Origin of the sequence: Pilibacter termitis, from assembly GCF_900167335.1 — a bacterium.
In the GTDB taxonomy this organism is placed as follows: domain Bacteria; phylum Bacillota; class Bacilli; order Lactobacillales; family Streptococcaceae; genus Pilibacter; species Pilibacter termitis.
In genome coordinates this window covers 1-18,335 of sequence record NZ_FUXI01000022.1, presented here as the reverse complement: position 1 = coordinate 18,335, position 18,335 = coordinate 1, and the positions used below count along the sequence as shown (strand labels likewise).

Annotated in this window: 26 protein-coding genes and 1 pseudogene; all 27 read left to right on the top strand. The window is 40.6% G+C overall.

What is annotated here, in order from left to right:
- Positions 1-62 precede the first annotated feature (62 nt).
- Positions 63-272, top strand: a complete 210-nt coding sequence (locus B5D30_RS09420) for a hypothetical protein (protein ID WP_078807820.1) — start codon at positions 63-65, stop codon at positions 270-272.
- Complete coding sequence (locus tag B5D30_RS09415) at positions 269-550, top strand: VRR-NUC domain-containing protein (protein WP_078807819.1); 282 nt, start codon at positions 269-271, stop codon at positions 548-550. The genes B5D30_RS09420 and B5D30_RS09415 overlap by 4 nt, the downstream gene beginning before the upstream one ends.
- Positions 531-1,883, top strand: coding sequence for a DEAD/DEAH box helicase (locus B5D30_RS09410; protein ID WP_078807818.1), 1,353 nt, complete (start codon positions 531-533; stop codon positions 1,881-1,883). Before B5D30_RS09415 ends, B5D30_RS09410 begins: the two co-directional genes overlap by 20 nt.
- On the top strand, positions 1,880-2,308 hold the full coding sequence (locus B5D30_RS09405; RefSeq protein ID WP_078807817.1) for a DUF1492 domain-containing protein: 429 nt from the start codon (positions 1,880-1,882) through the stop codon (positions 2,306-2,308). Before B5D30_RS09410 ends, B5D30_RS09405 begins: the two co-directional genes overlap by 4 nt.
- Positions 2,309-2,495: 187 nt before the next feature.
- The gene (locus tag B5D30_RS09400; RefSeq protein ID WP_078807854.1) at positions 2,496-2,861 is read left to right on the top strand and encodes an HNH endonuclease; all 366 of its coding nucleotides are present in this window, start codon (positions 2,496-2,498) and stop codon (positions 2,859-2,861) included.
- A 46-nt stretch (positions 2,862-2,907) separates the two neighbouring features.
- The gene (locus B5D30_RS09395; RefSeq protein ID WP_456107107.1) at positions 2,908-3,570 is read left to right on the top strand and encodes a P27 family phage terminase small subunit; all 663 of its coding nucleotides are present in this window, start codon (positions 2,908-2,910) and stop codon (positions 3,568-3,570) included.
- A 5-nt stretch (positions 3,571-3,575) separates the two neighbouring features.
- Positions 3,576-4,358 carry an S-adenosylmethionine synthetase N-terminal domain-containing protein gene (locus B5D30_RS09390; RefSeq protein WP_078807816.1) on the top strand — a complete coding sequence of 261 codons (783 nt, stop codon included), beginning with the start codon at positions 3,576-3,578 and terminating at the stop codon, positions 4,356-4,358.
- The gene (locus B5D30_RS09385; protein ID WP_078807815.1) at positions 4,358-5,608 is read left to right on the top strand and encodes a site-specific DNA-methyltransferase; all 1,251 of its coding nucleotides are present in this window, start codon (positions 4,358-4,360) and stop codon (positions 5,606-5,608) included. The genes B5D30_RS09390 and B5D30_RS09385 overlap by 1 nt, the downstream gene beginning before the upstream one ends.
- A 57-nt stretch (positions 5,609-5,665) precedes the next feature.
- A complete protein-coding gene (locus tag B5D30_RS09380; protein WP_234984650.1) occupies positions 5,666-6,085 on the top strand; it encodes a DUF4314 domain-containing protein in 420 nt (139 codons plus the stop codon).
- A 2-nt stretch (positions 6,086-6,087) separates the two neighbouring features.
- Complete coding sequence (locus B5D30_RS09375) at positions 6,088-6,282, top strand: DUF6900 domain-containing protein (RefSeq protein ID WP_078807813.1); 195 nt, start codon at positions 6,088-6,090, stop codon at positions 6,280-6,282.
- On the top strand, positions 6,266-6,442 hold the full coding sequence (locus B5D30_RS09370; RefSeq protein ID WP_078807812.1) for a DUF5049 domain-containing protein: 177 nt from the start codon (positions 6,266-6,268) through the stop codon (positions 6,440-6,442). Before B5D30_RS09375 ends, B5D30_RS09370 begins: the two co-directional genes overlap by 17 nt.
- A gap of 65 nt (positions 6,443-6,507) precedes the next feature.
- The gene (locus tag B5D30_RS09365; protein WP_144399557.1) at positions 6,508-8,100 is read left to right on the top strand and encodes a terminase large subunit; all 1,593 of its coding nucleotides are present in this window, start codon (positions 6,508-6,510) and stop codon (positions 8,098-8,100) included.
- A 15-nt stretch (positions 8,101-8,115) separates the two neighbouring features.
- The gene (locus tag B5D30_RS09360) at positions 8,116-9,399 is read left to right on the top strand and encodes a BppU family phage baseplate upper protein (protein ID WP_078807810.1); all 1,284 of its coding nucleotides are present in this window, start codon (positions 8,116-8,118) and stop codon (positions 9,397-9,399) included.
- A complete protein-coding gene (locus tag B5D30_RS09355; RefSeq protein WP_078807809.1) occupies positions 9,396-10,724 on the top strand; it encodes a phage portal protein in 1,329 nt (442 codons plus the stop codon). The genes B5D30_RS09360 and B5D30_RS09355 overlap by 4 nt, the downstream gene beginning before the upstream one ends.
- Entirely contained in the window at positions 10,624-11,367 is a 744-nt protein-coding gene (locus tag B5D30_RS09350; protein ID WP_078807808.1) for a head maturation protease, ClpP-related, read from the top strand. Before B5D30_RS09355 ends, B5D30_RS09350 begins: the two co-directional genes overlap by 101 nt.
- A 3-nt stretch (positions 11,368-11,370) precedes the next feature.
- Positions 11,371-12,582, top strand: coding sequence for a phage major capsid protein (locus B5D30_RS09345; RefSeq protein ID WP_078807807.1), 1,212 nt, complete (start codon positions 11,371-11,373; stop codon positions 12,580-12,582).
- 54 nt (positions 12,583-12,636) lie between these two features.
- Entirely contained in the window at positions 12,637-13,062 is a 426-nt protein-coding gene (locus B5D30_RS09340; RefSeq protein WP_078807806.1) for an HD domain-containing protein, read from the top strand.
- 40 nt (positions 13,063-13,102) lie between these two features.
- On the top strand, positions 13,103-13,414 hold the full coding sequence (locus tag B5D30_RS09335; protein WP_078807805.1) for a head-tail connector protein: 312 nt from the start codon (positions 13,103-13,105) through the stop codon (positions 13,412-13,414).
- On the top strand, positions 13,411-13,749 hold the full coding sequence (locus B5D30_RS09330; RefSeq protein WP_078807804.1) for a head-tail adaptor protein: 339 nt from the start codon (positions 13,411-13,413) through the stop codon (positions 13,747-13,749). The genes B5D30_RS09335 and B5D30_RS09330 overlap by 4 nt, the downstream gene beginning before the upstream one ends.
- Positions 13,742-14,173 carry an HK97-gp10 family putative phage morphogenesis protein gene (locus tag B5D30_RS09325; RefSeq protein WP_078807803.1) on the top strand — a complete coding sequence of 144 codons (432 nt, stop codon included), beginning with the start codon at positions 13,742-13,744 and terminating at the stop codon, positions 14,171-14,173. The genes B5D30_RS09330 and B5D30_RS09325 overlap by 8 nt, the downstream gene beginning before the upstream one ends.
- Complete coding sequence (locus B5D30_RS09320; RefSeq protein WP_078807802.1) at positions 14,170-14,523, top strand: hypothetical protein; 354 nt, start codon at positions 14,170-14,172, stop codon at positions 14,521-14,523. The genes B5D30_RS09325 and B5D30_RS09320 overlap by 4 nt, the downstream gene beginning before the upstream one ends.
- Positions 14,511-15,101, top strand: coding sequence for a major tail protein (locus B5D30_RS09315; RefSeq protein ID WP_078807801.1), 591 nt, complete (start codon positions 14,511-14,513; stop codon positions 15,099-15,101). Before B5D30_RS09320 ends, B5D30_RS09315 begins: the two co-directional genes overlap by 13 nt.
- 3 nt (positions 15,102-15,104) lie before the next feature.
- On the top strand, positions 15,105-15,485 hold the full coding sequence (locus B5D30_RS09310; protein WP_078807800.1) for a hypothetical protein: 381 nt from the start codon (positions 15,105-15,107) through the stop codon (positions 15,483-15,485).
- A 47-nt stretch (positions 15,486-15,532) separates the two neighbouring features.
- Entirely contained in the window at positions 15,533-15,673 is a 141-nt protein-coding gene (locus B5D30_RS13970; RefSeq protein ID WP_200806725.1) for a hypothetical protein, read from the top strand.
- Positions 15,674-15,724: 51 nt separating this feature from the next.
- Positions 15,725-16,765 (top strand): PDDEXK nuclease domain-containing protein, encoded by a 1,041-nt coding sequence (locus B5D30_RS09305; protein WP_200806724.1) that lies wholly within the window; start codon positions 15,725-15,727, stop codon positions 16,763-16,765.
- 70 nt (positions 16,766-16,835) lie between these two features.
- Positions 16,836-18,014 (top strand): annotated as a pseudogene (locus B5D30_RS09300) (phage tail protein); the annotation flags it as partial.
- Between the two features lie 137 nt (positions 18,015-18,151).
- A partial coding sequence (locus B5D30_RS09295; protein ID WP_200806723.1) for a hypothetical protein occupies positions 18,152-18,335 on the top strand: 184 nt, incomplete at its 3' end.

Below are 18,335 nucleotides of genomic sequence, written 5' to 3'. Positions count from 1 at the left end.
ATATAAGTTATAGAAAGACTTAACACCGTTCAGCACCTTTTGAAAAAACGGAGGAAACCAAAATGAAATTTAAACAATGGCTAGAAATCGGGAATGGCACAAGGGACAGTAGATTTGACGTGTTCTACGAGTTCGCCTCAAACGAGGGAAAGTACCCTTGGAGAAAAGGGTATGCCCAACAAATCAACTATTTGATGAAACACTATCCCAATGACGGACATCTGGAAGTCTTGCGTGATGCGTACTTCCAATATTTGACGGTATGGCTATGAGAGAAAAGCAAGTGGAACAACAGCTTGTTCAAGCAACAAAAGCAATTGGAGGAATTTGTTTAAAGTTGACCTCTCCGAGTATGGCAGGTATTCCAGACAGAGTGGTACTTTTACCCAATGGCAAGATTGGGTTTGTGGAAGTGAAAGCACAGAAAAAGAAACCACGTCCTTTGCAAGTGTATCGGATGAAACAACTGACAAATTTAGGATTTTGGTGCTTTGTTTTGGACGAAATAGAGCAGATTGGAGGAATTTTGAATGAAATTCAATCCGCATGAGTATCAAAAATATGCGATACAACATATCAAGGCACACAAAACCTCAGCGCTTCTGTTGGACATGGGATTGGGCAAGACGGTCACAACGCTCACAGCCATTCACGACTTGATGTTTGATGACTTTGAAGTCAAGAAAGTCTTAATCATTGCGCCTCTCAGAGTGGCGTTTCATACATGGCCAGAAGAAGTGAAAAAATGGGAACACCTAAACGATTTGACGATTTCCAAAATCCGTGGCACGCCCAAACAACGAAAAGAGGCACTCAAGCAACCCGCACATCTTTATCTCATCAATCGTGAGAACGTAGATTGGTTGGTTAATAAGAGTGGTATTCCCTTTGATTTTGACATGATTGTGATTGATGAGTTATCCAGTTTTAAAAGTTTTCAGTCGAAACGTTTTAAAGCATTGATGAAAGTTCGACCACTTGTTTCAAGAATCGTTGGACTTACTGGAACACCTAGTAGCAATGGCTTAATGGATTTATTCGCCCAATTTCGTTTGTTGGATATGGGTGAGCGATTAGGTCGATATATCAGCCATTACCGAGAAAAATACTTCTTGCCTGATAAACGCAATCAACACATGATTTTTACCTACAAGCTAAAAGAAGGTGCTGAACAAGCTATCTATGACAAAATTTCAGACATTACGATTTCGATGAAATCCAGTGAATATTTGAAAATGCCAGAGCTTGTGATGAATGATGTAGAAGTGAAGTTGTCCGAGGAAGAACGCAAGCACTATGATACCTTAAAACAAGAAATGATTTTGTCTTTGGAGGGAAAAGAAATTGATGCCGTGAATGCCGCAAGTCTTTCCAACAAATTGTTACAAATGGCAAATGGAGCTGTCTATGACGAGTCAAAAGAGTTTGTCAAAATTCACGACCAGAAACTTGAGGCTTTGGAAGAACTGATTGAAAGTGCGAATGGCAAACCTGTCTTGATTGCCTATTGGTTTCAACATGATTTGAAACGAATGCAAGAGCGTTTCAAGGTACGGCAAATCAAGACAAATGATGACATTGAAGAATGGAATCAAGGAAAGACTGAGATTGCCGTCATTCATCCAGCGAGTGCAGGACATGGACTGAATTTACAAGCAGGTGGTTCAACACTCATTTGGTTTGGCTTAACATGGAGTCTGGAATTGTACCAACAAACCAATGCACGACTTTACAGGCAAGGACAGAATGAAACGGTCGTGATTCATCATATTGTCGCAAAAGACACAATGGATGAAGATGTGTTAAAAGCATTGAAAGTAAAAGAGAAAACGCAAGATTGTTTAATAGAGGCGGTCAAAGCTAGATTGGAGGAGGTTAGATGACACCAAAGGAATATTTGAAACAAGCCTATCGCTTAGATAAAAGAATTGATCAAGAATTGTTAAAATTGGAGGAATTGAAAGCCTTAGCTAAATGTACGCAAACTGTTTCTTACGAGGAACGTATTTTAAGTGGCACAAAGCAAAGAGAACCGCATTTTGTGAGAGTGCTTGAAAAAGTTTGGCGACAAGAAGAAAAGATAAATCAGCAAGTGGATAAGTTTGTTGATTTGAAAGAGCAAATGTCTATCATGATTGACGAGCTAGAAAATGTAGACCACAATTTGGTGTTGTCTTATCGTTATGTTCATGGTTGGACTTGGGAGGAGATTGCAAGAGTTCTTCATGCAGATAGAAGTACCATTTTAAGATGGCATTCAAAAGCCTTGTCTTTAGTTCATTTACCAGAAGAACCAATTCTAATTTAAAAAGATGACACGGTTTGCGACTAAATGAGACGAAATAAGACTAAAAAAGTATGGTATTATTAAGATAGCAAAAAATGAAAAAAGATACTCACGCAATATCAGCAATCGAAGTATCCGAATAAAAACATAAGCCTTTGAGGAGCAATCCTTGAGGGCTTTTGCTTTGCACAGAAAGGAAGTGAGAGCTATGCCCCGTTCACCAGCTAAACCCTGTAAGTACTCTGGTTGTCCGCGCCTTACGCATGATACCTATTGCGAAGAGCATAGAACACTTGCAAGGAAACGTTACGAGAAGTATGAACGTGATCCGGAGACCAACAAACGTTACGGCAGAGCTTGGAAAAAAATAAGGGCAAGATACGTGGCGGCTCATCCTTTGTGTGAGATGTGTCAGGCAGAAGGGCGGAACACACCAACCGAGATTGTCCATCACATCAAAGAACTAAGTGAAGGTGGCACGCATGACTTTTCAAATTTGATGAGTGTGTGTAAGTCCTGCCATTCACGAATCCACATGACACGAATGAACACAAAAGATAAAACAATCATGTAAAAAATAACAAGGGGAGGGGCGGTCATTATCTCTAGGCTCACTCGAAATGAACAGCGCGCTAGGCTTTCACGCACAAAAAGTTCAATTCAAACACCCTATTAACCCCCTCGGAAAAAAGGAGGCGAGAATAATCGCAAGAGATGGTACAAACAGAGGCGGTAGACGTGCGAAGGCAGGTTCTAAAGCAATGCCTCTAGCAGATAAATTAGCAACTGGGAAATCTGGCAAACGAATCGAAATCCATGAATTTGAACCTGAGACTTTATTGGTCGGTGGGGATATTGGTGAAGGGACTGACCTTGAGGGAATGGATATGCCTGACCCAAGTGAATACCTTTCTGCCAAACCAAAGGACGGAACAACCTTGGGAGCGGATGAACTGTTTCGTGAGACTTGGCTATGGCTCAAAGAACGAGGTTGCGAGAAACTTGTCAGTCCTCGGGTTCTTGAAAGTTATGCTCAAGCCTTTGCTCGGTACATTCAGTGTGAACAAGCCGTCAGTCAATATGGTCTGCTCGGGAAACACCCGACAACAGGAGGAGTCGTGACGAGTCCGTTTGTGACCATGAGCCAAAATTTTCAAAAGCAAGCGAATCTTCTCTGGTATGAGATTTTCGATATTGTGAAACAAAACTGCACGACAGATTTTGAAGGCAGTCCAAATGATGATGCAATGGAGCGGTTGCTCCGTTCGAGGAAAGGAAATTAGAAATTATGATAGAGAAGGTTAATCCGATGCACCCAGACAAGCAAGCTGACCGCATTGCTGGAGCAATCGTGGACTTGGCTTACCAAGAAGAAAAGAATCCCAAAATAGCAGTTGAGGTTTTAATCGGGCATGGCAAGTGTCATGTGATTATTGAAACTTCAGCTGTTTTAAATTGCAATGACATCAAAAATGCAATCAATCGAATTGCAGGGGAAATAAAAAAAGATATTGTTATCGTGCCACAAGATAAAGAACTCGCTCACAATCAAGCAAGACAATTTCGCTGTGGAGATAATGGCATTTTTAAAGGAATACCACTCACAGATGAACAAAAGGAACTGTCAAGAATTGCACGAGAACTTTACAAAATCTATCCATTTGACGGGAAGTACATTCTTAATGGAGAGAAATTGATTATTTGTCAAAGTCATGCGAAAACAAATGACTTGAAAAAATTCTATCCTACTGCTCAAATCAATCCGCTAGGAGATTGGACAGGTGGCACAGAGGTTGATACGGGTGCAACCAATCGAAAACTTGGTTCAGATATGGCAGACTCCATTACAGGTGGTGGTTTGCACGGCAAAGATTTATCGAAAGCTGATGTAGCAGTCAACATCTATGCGTTTCTAAAAGCTCAAAAAACAAGAGAAACTGTCGAGTTGTCTTGTGCCATTGGCGATTTAGAGATTGACGGCAAACCTTACTCGGAAATTGTAGAGATTGCTCGTGATTACGTGAATCAACTTGGCGGTTTTGAAAAATTAGCTGAATGGGGGTTGTTCTGATGCCAACGACAATTGAACGTTTTGAAAAAGTAGCTATTGAAAAACTGATTCCTTATGCGAGGAATTCTCGAACTCATAGCAAAGAGCAAATCCTTCAACTGCGTTCTTCGTTACGTGAATTTGGCTTTATCAATCCCTGCTTGATTGATAAAGATTTCAATGTAATTGCTGGACATGGCAGAATTGCTGCGGCAAAGGAAGAAGGAATCGTTGAAGTTCCATGTATCTTTGTGGAGCATCTAACGGAAGCACAGAAACGAGCGTATACCATTGCTGATAACAAACTCGCCATGAACGCAGGGTGGGACGATGAAATGCTCTCAATCGAGTTATCTGACTTACAAGGTGCTAACTTCGATTTAGACTTGCTTGGATTTGATACAGCGGAACTTGACCAGTTATTAAACGGTGATGCAGAAGTTCAAGAAGATGATTTTGATGTGGATACAGAACTCAATAAACCCACATTCTCGAAAACGGGAGATTTGTGGTTATTAGGTAATCACCGTTTGGTCTGTGGGGATAGCACCAAACAAGAAACCTATGACGTTCTGATGGACGGAAAACTTGCCAATCTTACCGTGACAGACCCTCCGTATAATGTAAATTACGAAGGATCTGTTGGTAAAATAAAAAGTGATAACATGAACAATGAGGCATTTTATAGTTTTCTATTTAATGCTTTTTCTTGTATGGAGAAAGCCATGTCAGATGATGCCAGCATCTATGTATTCCATGCGGATACTGAGGGATTGAATTTCCGTAAAGCATTTGTGGGTGCAGGATTCTATCTTTCAGGTACTTGTATTTGGAAAAAACAAAGTCTCGTCCTTGGTCGCTCACCTTATCAGTGGCAACATGAACCAGTCCTCTATGGCTGGAAGAAGAAAGGCAAGCACCAGTGGTACACAGGTCGAAAAGAATCAACCATTTGGGAGTTTGATAAGCCTAAGAAAAATGGCGATCACCCAACAATGAAACCTATTTCGTTGCTTGCGTACCCGATCACCAATTCAAGTATGAGCAACTGTATCGTGCTTGATCCATTCGGAGGCAGTGGTTCGACCTTGATTGCCTGTGAGCAGACGAATCGTATTTGCCACACGATTGAACTTGATGAGAAGTTTGTGGACGTGATTGTGAATCGCTACATTGAGCAAGTTGGCTCAGCCGAATCTGTTCGAGTTATCCGTGATGGTCAAACGTTAAAGTATGAAGATGTGTTTTCGAGCGAAGATTGTATCAACTAAAACCATTAAAAATTGGCTAATCACTTGATATAAAAGTCCTTTAGAGTGATATATGTAATGAACAAAGAAGCAAAGGAGGACATCAAAATGATACCCAATCGTGAAACAATTGAACGCTTGAAAGAAAATTACCCAGAAGGCACAAGGGTGGAACTCATTTCCATGAGCGACCCTTACGCCCCACCAAAGGGCACACAAGGCACAGTGATAGGCATAGACGACATTGGTTCGCTACTTGTTCAATGGGATAACGGATCAAGTCTGAACGTGTTGTACGGAGAGGACATGGTACGAATCATCAAGCCTAAGAAAACTTTTAAATTGGTTTTCCAAAATGGGAACGTTGAAAAGTTTGAAACCTACAATGATGCCTGGCAGTACATTTCGGACATGGTCTTGAACCATGACTTGGTCTGGGTGGACTTTTACCCAAGCGAAAATAACTGGGATAGGATTCGAGTGAGAAAGGAGTTCTGACAATGACAGTGAGCAAACGCAAGATTTACAATATTGCCAAGAAACACATCTATGGTTTGTCTGAACGTGGCGACTTGAAAGCACACAACAGTGATCGTGAGGACTTCCTTGACATTGCTGTGTGGAGTCTTGAGGAAGCATTAATCGCTGCTTACGAACAAGGCAGAAAGGACGGGCAAAATGACTCCAAGAATTAAGGAACAAATTCTAGCGATTCGAGATTTAGGATTAACAAATATGCTAGATACCTTAGCGGTACAACGATTAGCCCACGAACAAAACTTCTTTGACCTCGTGATTTTTATCGAGGAACACAAGAAAGAATATATTCGCTTTATCATGACAGGTGAGGAATAAACGTTTTGAATGACTGCTTAGGCGGTCTTTTTTAGTACAGAGAGAAAGGAGTGGTGCGGTTGCCTTTGAAGAAATATAAACCGATTAAGTTCAAAGCTAAGACGTCAAAGTACAATAAAGATTTGGCAGATTATGCCGTGAACTTTATCGAATGTCTGAGCCATACCAAAGGCACGTGGGCTGGCAAACCATTTGAACTTCTTGATTGGCAAGAACAAATCATTCGAGATTTATTTGGCATAGTGAAATCCAATGGTTATCGGCAGTTCAATACGGCTTACATTGAAATCCCAAAGAAAATGGGCAAATCAGAACTTGCGGCTGCGGTTGCTTTACTTTTGACTTGTGGTGATGGAGAAGAACGTGCTGAGGTTTATGGCTGTGCAGCTGACAGGCAACAAGCCTCGATCGTATTTGAAGTGGCATCTGACATGGTGCGAATGTGTCCAGCACTCAATAAGCGAGTAAAAATCCTTGCCTCACAGAAACGAATTGTATTTAAACCAACCAATAGCTTTTATCAGGTCTTGTCAGCTGAGGCATACAGTAAGCACGGGTTTAATATTCACGGAGTTGTCTTTGATGAGTTACATACTCAGCCTAACCGAAAATTATTTGATGTGATGACAAAAGGTTCAGGTGACGCGAGAACTCAACCACTGTATTTCTTGATTACAACTGCGGGGACAGATACCAATTCTATTTGTTATGAAACACATCAAAAAGCACTTGATATTATTGACGGTCGTAAGCATGACCCGACTTTTTATCCTGTAATCTATGGGGCAAATGAGTCGGACGATTGGACGGATCCGAAAGTTTGGAAGAAAGCCAATCCCTCCCTTGGGATTACCGTTGGAATTGATAAGGTCAAAACAGCTTGTGAGTCCGCAAAACAAAATCCTGCGGAGGAAAATTCATTCCGACAGCTTCGCTTGAACCAATGGGTCAAACAAGCTATTCGGTGGATGCCCATGGATAAGTGGGACGTGTGTGGGTTCAAAGTGGACGAGAAATCTCTTAAAGGTCGAGTCTGTTATGGTGGTCTTGACCTTTCAAGCACAACCGACATTACGTCTTTTGTTTTGGTCTTTCCACCACTTGATGAGGACGATAAGTTTGTCGTCCTACCTTATTTCTGGATACCAGAGGACACGCTTGACTTAAGGGTGAAACGTGACCACGTTCCCTACGATTTGTGGGAAAAACAAGGTTGGCTGAAAACCACCGAGGGGAATGTCGTCCACTACGGATTCATTGAAACCTTTATCGAGGAACTAGGGAAAAAGTACAACATCAGAGAAATTGCCTTTGACCGTTGGGGTGCTGTTCAAATGGTGCAGAACCTCGAAGGTATGGGATTTACTGTCGTGCCATTCGGACAAGGGTTCAAGGACATGAGTCCGCCAACAAAAGAGTTGATGAAATTAACCCTTGAGCAGAAAATTGCTCATGGGGCTCATCCAGTTCTTCGTTGGAACATGGATAATATTTTCATCCGAACGGATCCTGCAGGAAACATCAAAGCCGATAAAGAAAAATCAACCGAGAAGATTGATGGGGCAATTGCGACCATTATGGCACTCGACCGTGCTATCCGCTGTGGGAATGATACGGGTGCGAGTGTGTATGATGATAGAGGCTTGTTGAGTTTTTAAGAGAGGAGTGAAAGAATGACGAATGTAAATAAAGACACATTGATTGAGGCGGATATTTCTTCTCAACAAAAACGAGTCAAAGAATTGAATGCTGTTTTTTTCTCAAAGGACATTCATTCGCCAAAGTTGGTATTCGATTTAACGAACAACGGAGAGGAAATGGACTACACCACGCTAACGGATAAAAAAGTTATCTTTGTGTTTCAAGTGGGTGAGATTCCTATGACGGTTTTGGACTTGAATGTGGAAACAATCAATGAAAAAGAGTATTTAACTGTTGAACTCCCTCCTGAGTGGAGCGGGTATGTTGGGAAAATTTCCGTGAGTCCGATTTTACAAGATGCCCATGGGCAAGTGGACGTAGGGCAATTTGTTTTCAAAATGGCGAAGTCATTAGGAGATGACACGTTGCCAAAACTAGAAGAAGTTCTATATGGGCAATTTGGCAAAGAATTTGTGGCGTTAAAAGATTATCTCGAAACAGAACTGTTTACATTCTCCGCTCGATTGATAGAAAAAGAGGGGGATGTTCAAGCAATCAAACAGGACATAGAACAGTTGTTGGCAGTAACGACTGCTTTAGAAAACATGGATTTCTCAAGCTTTGCGACAAGAGAGATGTTGGATACTGTATTTGCCCAATTGGTAGCGAACGCACCAGAAGAATTGAACAACTTCAAAGCAGTCGCAGATTTCATTTTGGACTTGGAACAAAATATGCTGAGGAAAGAGGAGGTGCCACCACTACCTGATTTCAATGAGTACCAGAAAGCACCTACTGGAAAAGGGTGGACATCAGGCATGGCGACTTTGAATAATTCTGGGACAACCTTTCTAGGAAGTAAGAACACAGGCTCGGAATCTGAGAAAGAACCTGTGTATAATGCGACAAGAAATTATGTCACAAGCCAAACAGAGAGAGCTTATATTTACTGCAACAACAAAACAGGGACAGATTTATATCGAACGGACGAAGTTGTCCTTGTCATTCCTCGAATCAATAGTGCAGGCGACATAGCACGAACGTATAGTGGGGGTTACTTTCCAAGATGTCTTTTTTTGAAACTTCCAGAGGCAACAAAAGAATTTTCAGGTTTGTTGACGTATAAGAATCAAGAAATTGCAGGAATCAAAACGTTTATGGAGATACCAGAAATAACGGCAACTTTGGAAGAGACGAATCTCACGAAAAGTCATCAATTGGTGCCAAAGTTTTATGTAGACAATCGATTAAATGATTTAACCACAACAATCGCACAATTACAAACAAGAATAGAAGAGTTGGAGAGTGGAACATGAGTATTTTAAAATCGTTCTTCCGATCAAGAGAGAAACCAACAAACCAATCACTCACATCACCGACCAGATTTCTATTCGGTCAAACAACGGCTGGGAAAGTCGTCACAGAACAAAGTTCTATGCAGATGACGGCTGTTTATTCCTGTGTTCGCATTTTAGCTGAAGCGGTCGCAGGCTTGCCCTTACATTTTTATCAATACCAAAAAGGCGGTGGGAAAGAGAAAGCTCTGGAACATCCGCTTTATTTTTTACTTCATGATGAACCGAATAGTGAGATGACCTCATTTGTATTCAGAGAAACGCTTATGACTCATTTGCTTTTATGGGGAAATGCTTATGCACAGATTATCCGAAACGGAAAAGGGGAAGTCGTGGCACTTTATCCATTACAACCAGAGCGAATACAAGTACATCGTGATGAACAAAAAGAGATTTATTACTTGTATACCGTTGAGAATGGCAAACAAGTCAAACTTCCCAAAACTGAGGTTTTGCATATCCTAGGACTTGGCTTTGACGGATTAGTCGGATATTCTCCGATTGCTATGGCGAAAAATGCAATTGGACTTGCGATTGCGACAGAAGAATATGGTTCAAAGTTCTTTGCGAATGGTGCAAACCCAGGTGGTGTTTTAGAACATCCAGGCACTTTGAAAGACCCCATTAGAATCAGAGAATCTTGGAATGCAACCTTTGGAGGAAGTTCCAATGCAGCCAAGGTAGCAGTTTTAGAAGAGGGAATGAAGTATACACCGATTTCCATTTCCCCTGAGCAAGCACAGTTTTTAGAAACACGGAAATTTCAAATCAATGAAATCGCTCGAATTTTCCGAGTTCCACCACACATGGTTGGTGACTTGGAGAAGTCGAGCTTTTCGAATATTGAACAACAGTCCCTTGAGTTTGTAAAGTACACACTTGACCCTTGGGTGACACGTTGGGAACAAGCCATGACAAAAGCACTGCTTACTCCTGATGAAAAGAAAGAATACTTTATCAAGTTCAATGTAGACGGTTTGCTTAGGGGAGATTACCAAAGTCGTATGAATGGTTATGCTACAGGAAGACAGAATGGCTGGATGAGTGCAAACGACATCAGAGAGTTAGAAAATCTTGACCGTATCTCTGATGAAGAGGGTGGAAATCTCTATTTAATCAATGGCAATATGCTCCCATTAAAAGATGCAGGAGCTTTTGCGAATACGAAAGAAAGTGAGGAAGAAAATGACGAAATTTTGGAAGTGGAAGAATCGGAGGGTTCTGAATCAAGACTTGAACGAGGAAGTCCTAGAGCGAACTCTCTATCTCAATGGGCAAATCGCTGAGCAATCATGGTTTGACGATGACGTGACACCCAAACAATTTAAAGAAGAACTTCATTCAGGGAGTGGGAATATTACCGTTTGGATTAATTCTGGAGGTGGGGATTGTGTTGCGGCAGCGAGTATTTACAATATGTTGAGGGAGTACAAAGGGGAGGTGACGGTCAAGATTGATGGGATTGCAGCATCGGCGGCCTCTGTTATCGCAATGGCTGGCACGAAAATATTGATGTCTCCTGTTGCCATGATGATGAGTCACAATCCCTCAACGGTTGCCTTTGGCGAAAAGGTGGATATGCAAAAGGCAATCGCCATGCTTGATGAAGTCAAGGAAAGCATCATCAATGCATATGAAACGAGAGCGAATTGTTCCAGAGTTCAATTGGCTCACATGATGGATGCAGAAACGTGGATGGATGCACACAAAGCAGTTGAGTTGGGATTTGCGGATGAGATTATAGGAGGAATAGACACAGATATTCCAGTCAACAATTGTGCCTATTCAGAAGTTGCGATTACCAATAACCTCATGGAGAAGATTGCGGAAAAATGTAAGATTGAACCTGCAAAAGAAGTATCAAACAACACTATAAAAGCTGAAACATTCATGAGTCGGCTAGAACTAATAAAAAATTGGAGGAACTAAGACATGAACAAAATTCAAGAATTAATGGAAAAACGCAAAATGGCTTGGGAAGGTGCAAAAGCATTTGTGGAAGCGAAACAAGATAAAGACGGTTTGATGTCTGAAGAGGATGCGAAAACCTATGAAAAAATGGAGCGAAAAGTGACGAATTTTACGAAAGAGATTGAACGAATGCGTAGCATGGAGTCTATGGAACAAGAAATGAGTAAACCAACTTCGAATCCGTTAACGTCAGCACCTATGACAGAAAACAAACAAGAAGAAATGAAAACAGGACGTGCCTCTAACGAATACAAGAATGCAGTTTTAACAGCACTTCGCTCGAATTTCAAACAGATTTCAAATGTCCTTCAAGAAGGAGTCGATACAGCGGGTGGTTATCTCGTTCCAGAAGAATATGATAGTCGTTTGATTCAAGGATTAACCGAAGAAAATATCCTGCGTCAACTCGGAACGAAGATTACAACTTCTGGTGAACACAAAATCAATATTGCAGCGACTACACCAGCCGCCTCTTGGATTGAAGAAGGAGGGAATTTATCTTTTGGGGAAGCCACTTTCGAACAAATTTTACTTGATGCCCACAAACTTCATGTGGCGATTAAAATTACTGATGAGTTGCTTTATGATAATGCCTTTAATCTGGAAAATTATATCTTAGACCAGTTTGCCAAAGCTCTTGCGAATGCAGAAGAAAATGCCTTCCTAAATGGAGACGGTGTAGGAAAGCCACTTGGTATTTTTGCTCCAACAGGTGGTGGCCAAGTGGCAGTAACGACCAATACGCAAAGTTCGATTACGGCGGATGAAATCATTAACTTGGTGTATGCTTTGAAACGACCTTATCGTAAAAATGCAGTATTCATCATGAATGACCAAACGATTGCCTTACTTCGTAAATTAAAGGACGGGAACGGGGCATACCTATGGCAACCTGCCGTACAAGCTGGAGAGCCTGATCGCTTGTTTGGTTATCCTGTGTATACCTCGCCATTTGTACCGACTGTTTCTGCAGGAACACCTGTCATTGCTTTTGGAGATTTCTCTTACTACAACATTGGCGACCGTGGGGTGCGTAGTTTTGACCAGTTGCGAGAATTGTTTGCAGGAAACGGTATGGTGGCATTTTTGGCGAAAGAACGGGTAGACGGCAAATTAATCTTGCCTGAAGCTGTTCAAATTTTGAAAATGAAAGCATCAGGAAGTGGTTCATAAAAAGCTATTTGTGGTAGAATAATAGTATGGAAATCAATGAGGGGTGGTGTCATAATGGAGTTAATAATTTCTGAATTAGCTTTGCAGATTGCTACTGAAGCACATCAAGGACAGGAGGACAAAGCGGGTGTTGATTATATTGAACATCCTAAAACAGTTGCAAGTTTTGTCTCAACTGATGAAGAAAAAGCAACTGCTTATCTTCATGATGTTCTAGAAGATACAGCAATCACTGCGGAAGAGTTGCTGAATAAAGGGATTCCAGAAAATGTTGTCAAAGCAGTTGAGCTATTAACAAAGAAAAAAGGGCAACCGTACTTTGAATATTTGGAAGATGTAAAAAGCAATTCAATAAGCCGAATAGTCAAGTTGGCTGATTTAAGACATAATTCTGACCTATCAAGATTGAAAAAAATAACGGAAACAGATTATAAACGTATAGAAAAATATAAAAAAGCGATAGATTTTTTGAGCATTTAGTTATTATTGACGAGGTGCTTTTTTATCAAAGGAGGTTGTTATGACCGAATTACTTGAAAAAGTCAAAGCTAATCTCATACTCGATCATGATGAAGATGATGAGCTGTTAGAACGATTGATTCTAACGGCTCTTTCTTACGCTGAAAGCTACCAACATTTAACGGAAGATTATTATTTGGAAAATGAAATTCCAGCCACGACTGAACAAGCGATTATCATGCTTGCGAGTCACTTCTATGAAAGTCGTGACGGGGCAACGGCTGGATTCTTTTCGGATAATGTCAATGCGAGTAGTCAAGTTTGGTACACGGTGAATTTATTACTCCGACTAGATAGGCGGTGGCAAGTATGAGTTTTGGGAAAATGAAGCAGCGGATTCAAATTGTAAAAACGAGTAATCATAAAGACAGTGCAGGATTTGTGACGAAACAAGATGAAGTCCTAGCAAGCACTCGAGCTTACAAGGAAGAAAAGAATGCCACAGAGAAGTGGGTCAATCTAGCAACCTTTAGTTCAGCAACTTGCTTATTTCGTTTTCGAGTGATTCCAAGTTTTCCAGTCACAACGGAAATGGTAATTCTCTCAGACAACGACAGGTATCAAATTCTCTCTGTTGAAAACGTCAGAAATCGAGGAATGTATCTTGAGGTGCTGACCACGAAAGTAGAGGGGAGTACAAATGGCTAAAGCAATGATGAAAATGCCAGAGGACTTCTTGATGAAGGTGTCTAAACTAGCGAGCAAAACGGACGAAATCATACCGAGAGTATTAGAAAGTGGTGCAGAAGTGGTTGAAAACAAAGTGAGAACCAATCTTTCAGCTGTTGTTGGAGTAAATACCAAGTTTGAAAGTCGGTCGACAGGAGAACTTGAGAAAGCACTCGGTATATCACAGGCACGTCAAGATAAAGACGGCAATTGGAATATCAAAGTCGGTTTTGATGAACCAAGAAGTGACGGGGAATCAAATGCCAAGATAGCCAATATTCTCGAGTACGGACGTCACAGTCAAGCACCGAAACCTTTTTTAAAACCTGCCAAGGCACAATCAAGAAAAAACTGTATTGAAACCATGAAAGCGAAACTAGAAAGTGAGGTGGAGAACATTTGATTTTAGAAGAACTAAACAGCTTACTTGTTAACCTCAACATCCCAGTTGAAACAGGAGAGTTTAGTGACTCAGCTCCGAATACTTATTCCGTGCTGACACCACTTTCAGACCAATTTGAAATCTTTGGTGACAACTTGCCTACGATTGATGTCAATGAGGTTCGCATTTCATTGTTCACCAAAGGGAACTATTTAGCAATAAAGAAACCGATCACTCAAGCCTTACTTGGAGCAAATTTCACGATTACGGAAAGATTCTTTGTTGGTTTTGAGAAAGAAACAAACTATTTTCATGTGGCAATAGATGTCGCAAAGCATTATGAAATGGAGGAAACAATATGGCAACAGTAGGATTGGACAAACTTTACTATGCATCAATTACAGAGTCACTGGCAACAGGTGACGAAATATACGGCACACCTGTGTTACTTGCCAAAGCAATCTCGGCAGAATTGTCAGTCGAATTAGCCGAGGCAACACTTTACGCAGATGACGGTGCGAGTGAAGTGGTCAAAGAATTTAAGAATGGAACGTTATCCCTTGGAGTGGACAATATCGGTCGCAGTGTGGCAGCAGTATTAACAGGAGCAGTCGTTGACTCAAACGGTGTCTTGGTTTCGTCAAGTGAAGACGGAGGTACACCTGTTGCGATTGGCTTTCGTGCCAAAAAATCAAAAGGACAATACAAATATGTGTGGCTCTACCGTGTGAAATTTGCCGTGCCAAGTAGCAGTCTAGCGACCAAAGGCGACAGCATTACGTTTTCAACCCCAACGATTGAGGGAACAGTGATGCGAAGAAAGAAATTAGACGGTCAAGGCAAACACCCATGGAAAGCAGAGGTAGATGAGGGAGATTTAGATGTTTCTCAGGCAATGATTTCTGGGTGGTATTCCAATGTTTACGAACCAAATTTCGAGGAGGACTAAGCAATGATTGAGGAACGAACAAGTACGATTCAATTAGGGGAGGAAGAATTTGATTTAATTTTGACCACCAAAGCGACTAAAGAAATCGCTGCTCATTATGATGGACTCGATCATTTGGGTGATAAACTTCTAAAATCAGAGAACTTTGAGTTGGCACTAGATGAGATTGTTTGGTTGATTACCTTACTCGCCAATCAATCTATCAAGATTCATAATCTGAAACACAAGGAGAAACGAGAAGAACTCACGACTGAGTATGTGGAACTTTTAACTTCACCACTTGATTTGGCGAATTACAAAGAAGCGATCACAGAGGCTATGTTTAAAGGCACAAACCGAGTGATTGAAAGTGAGGATTCAGGAAAAAACAAGGACGGCGAGTAAGTGATGAAGAAACATTTACTCGCCTGTATTATTATGGAACGGTTCAAATGGGGATGACACCAGATGATTTTTGGTTCTGTCCGCTTGGACTTTTTCTTGATTTGTGGGAGTGTCATAAGCAATACACAGGTGTGGCTAAGCCTAAAGTGGAGCTGTTTATTGATGAAGTACTGACAAGTGGAGTCTAAATTATGGTATACTTATAGAAAAAAATAGACAAAATTAGAGGTTGGAAGAAAATGAGCGAAAAAGATATGCTGGTAGATAATAAGGAATATATTGAACTGCTTGCTACGATTAAAACCAAGGTGCATGAAACTCAATATCGCGTTGCAAAAAATGCCAATTCAGAGCTGATCTTGCTTTATTGGAACATTGGGAAAGTAATCAATGAAAAGAAATCTTGGGGGAATAAATTTATTGATACACTTGCATTTGATATAAAAAGAGAGTTTCCTAAAATTGTTGGTTTTTCTGTGAGGAATCTGAAAAACATGGCAAAATTTGCAAGTGTCTATCCAGATTTAGAATTTGTGCAAACAGTGTCTGCACAAATTAGTTGGTCACACAATTTAGAATTGCTAAAAATTGAGAGTGTAGAGGAACGCAAATGGTATATAGAACAAATTAAAAAAGAAAATTGGTCATTTAGAGTATTGCAACATCAAATTGAAACAGATGTCTACCATCGTCAAACACAAGCTCCCAAGATTACAAATTTTGATGTAACCTTGGAAAATCCACAAAATACTTTAGCACAAGATATCATAAAAGACCCTTATGTATTTGATTTTGTAGCAGTAAGAAAAGGTGCTTTAGAGAGAGTGATCGAAAACGAATTGGTTCAAAATGTAACACAATTCTTATTGGAGCTTGGCAGTGGCTTTTCATTTGTAGGGCAACAATATCCGATTCACGTTGGAGAAAATGATTTTTATCTGGACTTGTTGTTTTACCATCTCGAACTTCGCTGTTATGTAGTCGTTGAACTAAAAGCAGTTGATTTTAAACCAGAATTTGCAGGGAAATTAAATTTTTATGTAAATGCAGTAGATGGAGAAATGAGACGAGAAGGAGACAATCCTACGATTGGTATTCTACTTTGTAAAAATAAAGATAAACTCATGGCAGAGTATGCGTTGAAAAACATTCATTCACCCATCGGGTTAGCAGAGTATTCCATTACTGAAGTATTGCCAGATGAGTATGTGGATAAACTACCAAGCGTAGAAGATATTGAAGCAAGATTACTGAAAGATTTTCAAGCGACAGAAGAATAAGGAATTAGAGCATTTAGCAATTAAGCTAAGTGCTTTTTTCATACCCTAAAACAGAAAGTGAGGTGAGGTCATGTCAGACAATTTCGGTCTAAAAATCGGTATTGAAGGAGAACGTGAGTTTAAGAACAGCCTTCGTGACATCAATCAGAGTTTCAAAGTCCTAGGTAGTGAGATGAAACTCGTATCTTCTGAATTCGATAAGAACGATAAGAGTATTCACGCACTTTCTTCACGTAATGAAGTTTTAAACAAGTCCATAGACACACAAAAAGAAAAGATTGCGACACTTCAAAATGCCTTGAAAAACGCAAGTGACAGTTTTGGCGAAAATGACAAGCGAACCCAGAACTGGGCGATTCAGCTCAACAATGCCAAAGCTCAGCTCAACAGTATGGAGCGAGAAGTAGCTAGTAACGAAAAAGCGATTGAGTCAATGGGGACTGAGGAAGAAGATGCTACCAAGCAAACGGATAAATTAGGCAACGAGCTGAAAGATACCGCAGATGAGGCAGAAAAATCTGGTTCAAAATTTGATAAGTTAGGCGGTGTCTTAAAAGGTGTGGGTGTCACAATGGGTGCATTTGCCGTAGCGGCAGGAGCTGTTGCAGTCAAACTTGGCAAAGAAGTGGTTTCTGCTTACTCTGACTATGAACAGTTAGTTGGAGGAGTCGATACTCTTTTTGGTGATGCCTCAAAAACCGTTCAAAAGTCAGCCGATAATGCGTTTAAAACCGCAGGAATGTCCGCAAATGAATACATGGAAACCGTCACAGGTTTCTCTGCAAGTTTAATCGCCTCTCTTGACGGAGATACGAAAAAAGCTGCTGGTGTGGCGGATCAAGCCATTACAGACATGAGTGACAATGCCAATAAAATGGGAACAGATATTACTTCTATTCAGAACGCTTATCAAGGGTTTGCCAAACAAAATTATGGAATGCTAGACAATTTGAAGTTAGGCTACGGTGGAACAAAAACGGAAATGGAACGATTACTCGCTGATGCCGAGAAAATCACAGGCAAGAAATACGACCTATCTAATTTCGCTGATGTCACTGAGGCAATCCATGCCATTCAAACACAAATGGGCATTACAGGAACGACTGCCAAAGAGGCGACAGAAACGATTGGAGGTTCTATTCAAGGGTTACAATCATCAATTGGCAACTTGATGGCAGGGCTTGGAAATGCGAACGCAGATATAGGAATGTTAATCGGCAATGTAGTTGAGGCTTTTCAAAATGTAATAAACTAAAACTTGAAACACCAAAACCCCACGTTTCCCCTTACCTCACCAACATTCAAGGGGAATAAAAAAAGCATGAAACACTCAAAACTTGATATAATTAAAGTACCAAACCATAACGATCAAGGAGTGTTCATGCCATGAATATTATAACACGAAACAACCAAGAAAAGTCATTTATTCAACATTCAATTGCCAAAAGTTTTCAGCGATTTGAATTTGAAAAGATTGCTCGTTTGTCTAATATGAAGAAGGAAAAAGGAATTCCTTATCACACCTTGTTTGTCTACTTGGTAGAAAGTATTTTTTCTGGAAAATCAACAC

Coding starts and splice junctions, on each gene's coding strand:
- B5D30_RS09420 (WP_078807820.1), top strand. CDS start 63: ATGAAATTTAAACAATGGCTAGAAATCGGGAATGGCACAAGGGACAGT.
- B5D30_RS09415 (WP_078807819.1), top strand. CDS start 269: ATGAGAGAAAAGCAAGTGGAACAACAGCTTGTTCAAGCAACAAAAGCA.
- B5D30_RS09410 (WP_078807818.1), top strand. CDS start 531: ATGAAATTCAATCCGCATGAGTATCAAAAATATGCGATACAACATATC.
- B5D30_RS09405 (WP_078807817.1), top strand. CDS start 1,880: ATGACACCAAAGGAATATTTGAAACAAGCCTATCGCTTAGATAAAAGA.
- B5D30_RS09400 (WP_078807854.1), top strand. CDS start 2,496: ATGCCCCGTTCACCAGCTAAACCCTGTAAGTACTCTGGTTGTCCGCGC.
- B5D30_RS09395 (WP_456107107.1), top strand. CDS start 2,908: ATGAACAGCGCGCTAGGCTTTCACGCACAAAAAGTTCAATTCAAACAC.
- B5D30_RS09390 (WP_078807816.1), top strand. CDS start 3,576: ATGATAGAGAAGGTTAATCCGATGCACCCAGACAAGCAAGCTGACCGC.
- B5D30_RS09385 (WP_078807815.1), top strand. CDS start 4,358: ATGCCAACGACAATTGAACGTTTTGAAAAAGTAGCTATTGAAAAACTG.
- B5D30_RS09380 (WP_234984650.1), top strand. CDS start 5,666: ATGAACAAAGAAGCAAAGGAGGACATCAAAATGATACCCAATCGTGAA.
- B5D30_RS09375 (WP_078807813.1), top strand. CDS start 6,088: ATGACAGTGAGCAAACGCAAGATTTACAATATTGCCAAGAAACACATC.
- B5D30_RS09370 (WP_078807812.1), top strand. CDS start 6,266: ATGACTCCAAGAATTAAGGAACAAATTCTAGCGATTCGAGATTTAGGA.
- B5D30_RS09360 (WP_078807810.1), top strand. CDS start 8,116: ATGACGAATGTAAATAAAGACACATTGATTGAGGCGGATATTTCTTCT.
- B5D30_RS09355 (WP_078807809.1), top strand. CDS start 9,396: ATGAGTATTTTAAAATCGTTCTTCCGATCAAGAGAGAAACCAACAAAC.
- B5D30_RS09350 (WP_078807808.1), top strand. CDS start 10,624: ATGACGAAATTTTGGAAGTGGAAGAATCGGAGGGTTCTGAATCAAGAC.
- B5D30_RS09345 (WP_078807807.1), top strand. CDS start 11,371: ATGAACAAAATTCAAGAATTAATGGAAAAACGCAAAATGGCTTGGGAA.
- B5D30_RS09340 (WP_078807806.1), top strand. CDS start 12,637: ATGGAGTTAATAATTTCTGAATTAGCTTTGCAGATTGCTACTGAAGCA.
- B5D30_RS09335 (WP_078807805.1), top strand. CDS start 13,103: ATGACCGAATTACTTGAAAAAGTCAAAGCTAATCTCATACTCGATCAT.
- B5D30_RS09330 (WP_078807804.1), top strand. CDS start 13,411: ATGAGTTTTGGGAAAATGAAGCAGCGGATTCAAATTGTAAAAACGAGT.
- B5D30_RS09325 (WP_078807803.1), top strand. CDS start 13,742: ATGGCTAAAGCAATGATGAAAATGCCAGAGGACTTCTTGATGAAGGTG.
- B5D30_RS09315 (WP_078807801.1), top strand. CDS start 14,511: ATGGCAACAGTAGGATTGGACAAACTTTACTATGCATCAATTACAGAG.
- B5D30_RS09310 (WP_078807800.1), top strand. CDS start 15,105: ATGATTGAGGAACGAACAAGTACGATTCAATTAGGGGAGGAAGAATTT.
- B5D30_RS13970 (WP_200806725.1), top strand. CDS start 15,533: ATGGGGATGACACCAGATGATTTTTGGTTCTGTCCGCTTGGACTTTTT.
- B5D30_RS09305 (WP_200806724.1), top strand. CDS start 15,725: ATGAGCGAAAAAGATATGCTGGTAGATAATAAGGAATATATTGAACTG.